This is a genomic window from Methanocalculus sp. (genome assembly GCF_029762515.1).
Taxonomy (GTDB): domain Archaea; phylum Halobacteriota; class Methanomicrobia; order Methanomicrobiales; family Methanocorpusculaceae; genus Methanocalculus.
This window is the reverse complement of sequence record NZ_JARVGN010000515.1, coordinates 1-1349: the sequence shown is the minus strand read 5'-3', so window position 1 is coordinate 1349 and position 1349 is coordinate 1. Positions and strand designations below refer to the sequence as shown.

The following is a 1349-nucleotide window of genomic DNA, read 5'->3' as shown; positions in this document are numbered from 1 at the left end:
CACTCGGGACCGAGACGATCCGGCCGGTCGATAAGATCGTCGGGCCCGGAAACGTCTATGTGACTGCGGCGAAGATGCTCCTCCGCGATTCCGCGGAGATTGATTTCCCGGCAGGCCCGTCTGAGATCGGGATCATCGCCGATATGACCGCTGATCCCTCCTATATCGCAGCCGATGTCATCGCCCAGGCAGAGCACGACCCCCACTCGGCAAGTGTGCTGGTGACGACTGATGCGGGGCTCGCCGGGCGTGTCGGTGAGGAGATTGCACGGATGGTTGCATCTTCCCCGAGGCGGGAGATCATCGAAGAAGCCCTCACGCAGTCCGGGTATGTGATCGCATCCTCCCGGAATGAAGCGGTCCGGATGATGAATGAGATTGCGCCTGAGCACCTCTCGCTCCAGGTGGCCGACCCGATGGCACTCCTGAATGAGGTCGGGCATGCCGGCTCGATCTTTGTCGGACCCTGGACGCCGGTTGCCTGCGGGGATTATGCATCAGGCACAAACCACGTCCTCCCCACAGCAGGGTATGCGAGGGTTCACTCGGGGCTTGATGTCCACCACTTCTGCACCCGCAGCCAGGTCCAGATCCTGACCGAAGAGGGGCTTGCGGCGATCGGCGATGTGGTGGAAGCGCTCGCCGAAGCCGAAGGGCTTTATGGGCATGCAGAGTCGGTACGGGTGAGGCGGCGGGGGTAGTTCTCTTGTCTGGTGGTATGGAGAAGCAGAATGCCATACAAAATCATTGTTGAAGAAGATCCCAATGGCTATATTGCCTATCCAATCGGCTTAAACGGAGTTGTTGTCGCTGAAGGTGATACCTATGAAGAGGTACTTGCTGAGATACGCTCAGCCATACAGTTCCATATTGAATCATTTGGGTTGTGAACGTGATCTCAACCTGATATCTGCTTTTCACGTTTGAACGTACGAATAAAATCACCGGCCGGGTGTGTACGTCTGCTCTTTACGTCATTTTCAGCCGGAATAAGTATTCGCGCGAGATTCGCTGCCTCTCTCCTCTCACGCCGTTCCTCTTCAGTCATTGACACAAAAACATCTCTATATCCTATACACCGCTTTTCCGCTCTTTTCTCCCTTCCACTTCCCCTCTCCGGGTTCAAGCCCTGCTACATCGTCTGCGACCTCCCTGAGGGTGGCGCTGGCGAGATCGGCGAGGTGGACTGCCCAGGCTTCAGATGTCCGTGGCATGACCTCGCCGTATTCTCCGTGATGTGACTGGACGATATGGAGGAGGTGGAGGTAGGTTGCATCATCGAGGTAGTCCTTAAACCTCGTGAGAAAGGTGATCCCAAGCGGGATGTGGCCGATCAGATCGTATTCGGG

Annotated in this window: 2 protein-coding genes and 1 pseudogene; 2 read left to right on the top strand and 1 reads right to left on the bottom strand. The window is 56.6% G+C overall.

Annotated features, from left to right (window positions below; all coding sequences use genetic code 11):
* Both hisD and QCH34_RS12745 read left to right on the top strand, forming a co-directional pair.
* Window positions 1-701, top strand: a 701-nt coding sequence (gene hisD / locus QCH34_RS12750) for a histidinol dehydrogenase (protein ID WP_300334683.1), incomplete at its 5' end; no start/stop codon positions are given.
* A gap of 30 nt (window positions 702-731) precedes the next feature.
* A complete protein-coding gene (locus QCH34_RS12745; protein WP_300334682.1) occupies window positions 732-890 on the top strand; it encodes a type II toxin-antitoxin system HicB family antitoxin in 159 nt (52 codons plus the stop codon).
* 174 nt (window positions 891-1064) lie between these two features.
* On the opposite strand, the pseudogene QCH34_RS12740 reads toward QCH34_RS12745, so the two are convergent.
* A pseudogene (locus tag QCH34_RS12740) lies at window positions 1065-1349 on the bottom strand (phosphohydrolase); the annotation flags it as partial.

Excerpts from the sequence above, each read along its gene's own strand:
- QCH34_RS12745 (WP_300334682.1), top strand. The coding sequence starts at position 732 with ATGCCATACAAAATCATTGTTGAAGAAGATCCCAATGGCTATATTGCC.